A 2526-nucleotide genomic window follows, 5' to 3' on the forward strand; every position below is an offset into this window, starting at 1 on the left:
AAGCCGACATCAGAGATCGGCGACATACTCATGCCCATCACCGGCCTAAACGTGCTCAACACCTTTCATCACACCTCAAAAGCCGATCGGTGGATCGAGGTTTAGTTGGACAGGCGGATTTCATGGTCGTACAAACCAATTCGGTACCGAGATCTGGACGTTCCGCGACGGACTGATCGTCCGACATCAGATGTACAGCTACCTCGACGTGCGGCCGAGTTCGTCACCGGTTGCCGCTCTTCGACTGACCGCGGTGTCGCCGAGAGTCGTCGGTGCTCTCCTACGTCATCGCCTCGGGCGACACTGAATCACGCCGCACACCAACACTTCTCGACACCCACGAACAACAAAGGACACACCATGAATCACGTCGACGTCGTCGTCGTAGGCGCAGGACTCGCCGGGCTCTCCGCCGCGCGCAGACTGAGTCAGGCAGGAAAGATGGTCGCGGTGCTCGAAGCTCGCGACAGAGTAGGCGGCCGCAACCACGGCCTGACCTTCAGCAACGGGGTACCTATCGAAATGGGCGGGCAGTGGGTCGGCCCCACCCAGGACGCCGTGCTCGCGCTGATCGACGAACTCGGACTCAAGACGTACCCGTCGTATGACACCGGCCAGGCCATCACCTACTACGACGGCACGGCACACAGGTACTCCGACGAGACGTTCGGACTCGCAGACGACGACCTCCTCGAGGTCGGAAGAATCTGGGCGACAATGAGTTCGCTCGCCGAGACCGTCGACCTCCCCACGCCATGGACCACCACGGGCGCCGCCGACCTCGACCGGCAGACCTTCGACCAGCGGCTCGTCAGCGAGACCACCAACGACGTGGCGCGTCGCTTCTTCAGGCTCGTCGTTCCCGCACTGTTCTCGGCCGAATCACATGAACTGTCGCTACTGCACTTCCTCTTCTACCTGAAGTCAGGTACCAGCCTCGAAGTCCTGCTGTCGACGACGGGCGGGGCGCAGCAGACCCGCGTTGTCGGTGGGACGCACCAGATCTCCGAGCGACTCGCTGCCGAACTCGGCGACGCCGTACACCTCAACACCGTGGTCACGAACATCACCCAGACCTCCGACGGGGCGATCGTCGCCTTCGACGGGGGCGAAATCTCCGCAGACCACGTCGTCGTGGCCATCCCGCAAACCCTCGCAGGCCGTCTACGGTACTCACCACCCCTGCCTGCCGATCGAGACGCTCTGACACAACAGTTTCCGGCCGGATCGGTCATCAAGGTCAACATCGCCTACCCGACACCGTTCTGGCGCGAAGACGGGCTCAACGGTCTCGTGATGAGCCTCGACGACTCGTTCAATGTCGTACTCGACAACTCGCCACACGACGATTCGTGCGGAGTGCTGGTGGGATTCCTCGAGGGCAGGCATGCGCGCGCCGCCGCGCGCCTGACCGCGCAGGAACGTCGCGATCTGGTCCTCGGCGATCTCACGAAATACTTCGGCGAACGAGCAGCCGACCCCCTGGAGATCCTCGAACTGAATTGGAATGCCGAAGAATTCACTCGTGGCTGCTACGGCGGGCGACTCGGTGCGGGTGTGTGGACCAACTACGGTGAGGCAGTTGCCGCGCCGGTGGGTCGCATTCACTGGGCGGGCGCCGAGACCTCCGACGTCTGGAACGGATACATGGACGGCGCCGTGCGTTCCGGCCACCGTGCGGCAGGCGAGATCCTCGGCGGCGACAGGTGACCGCCGACGCAACAACGGGTTCCGTGCACCCGCCCCTGCCGACGAGCACACAGGTGGTCGTGGTCGGTGCGGGTGTCGCCGGGTTGACCGCAGCACGTCAGCTCGTGCAGCAGGGGCTTGACGTCCTCGTTCTCGAGGCAGCCGATCGTGTCGGCGGCCGAGTCATGGTCGAGACCAGCGCGCTCGGCTCGGCGGTCGACTTGGGAGGTCAATGGATCGGCAAGGGACACCATCGATTCGAGTCCCTTGCCTCTGAACTCGGCGCCACCCGATATCAGATGCGCAGTCCGAAGCGGCCACTGATCGCCGACGACGACGGCGAGCTCGCACCGCTGTCCTGTGCCATGCTCGCGTCCAATGCTGCGCTGATCGCGCTCGAACTCGCGTCGTATCTGCCGACGCCGGACAGCTGGTACACGACGACCGTCCAGCAATGGCTCGCTCGCATCCCGTCGGCTCGCGCACGGCGCATGCTCGACGTCGTCCTCGAGGTGACCTGCTGTACCGACTCCACCGAACTCTCGTTTGCGGGGCTACTGAAGCTCATTCGCTATCAGGGCGGGCTGGCGACAATGATGAAATCATCCGGCGGGGCGCAGGATTCGTTGCTCGTCGAGGGAGCAGGCGCGCTCGCGAACCGAATGGCCAAGGAACTCGCCGACAGGGTCGTTCTCGGCTCGGCTGTCGCGGCGATTGCGCACACGAACGAAGGGTTAGAGCCGTCAACCCGTGCAAGCAACGTTGTCTCGTAGGAGGGCTTCGAACTTTTCGCGTGGGGTGTAGAAGCCGAGTGTCTGTCGGGGGCGTTCGTTGAGT

2 protein-coding genes are annotated in these 2526 nt (G+C 63.7%); both read left to right on the forward strand.

Annotated features, from left to right (window positions below; all coding sequences use genetic code 11):
• The first annotated feature begins 360 nt into the window (after window positions 1-360).
• A complete protein-coding gene (locus IEW22_RS19670) occupies window positions 361-1710 on the forward strand; it encodes a flavin monoamine oxidase family protein (protein WP_188589061.1) in 1350 nt (449 codons plus the stop codon).
• A gap of 23 nt (window positions 1711-1733) precedes the next feature.
• Entirely contained in the window at window positions 1734-2462 is a 729-nt protein-coding gene (locus IEW22_RS19675; protein WP_229742933.1) for a flavin monoamine oxidase family protein, read from the forward strand.
• Window positions 2463-2526 lie beyond the last annotated feature (64 nt).

Source organism: Gordonia jinhuaensis, from assembly GCF_014639795.1.
GTDB classification, from domain to species: Bacteria; Actinomycetota; Actinomycetes; order Mycobacteriales; family Mycobacteriaceae; genus Gordonia_B; species Gordonia_B jinhuaensis.

Excerpts from the sequence above, each read along its gene's own strand:
- IEW22_RS19670 (WP_188589061.1), top strand. The coding sequence starts at position 361 with ATGAATCACGTCGACGTCGTCGTCGTAGGCGCAGGACTCGCCGGGCTC.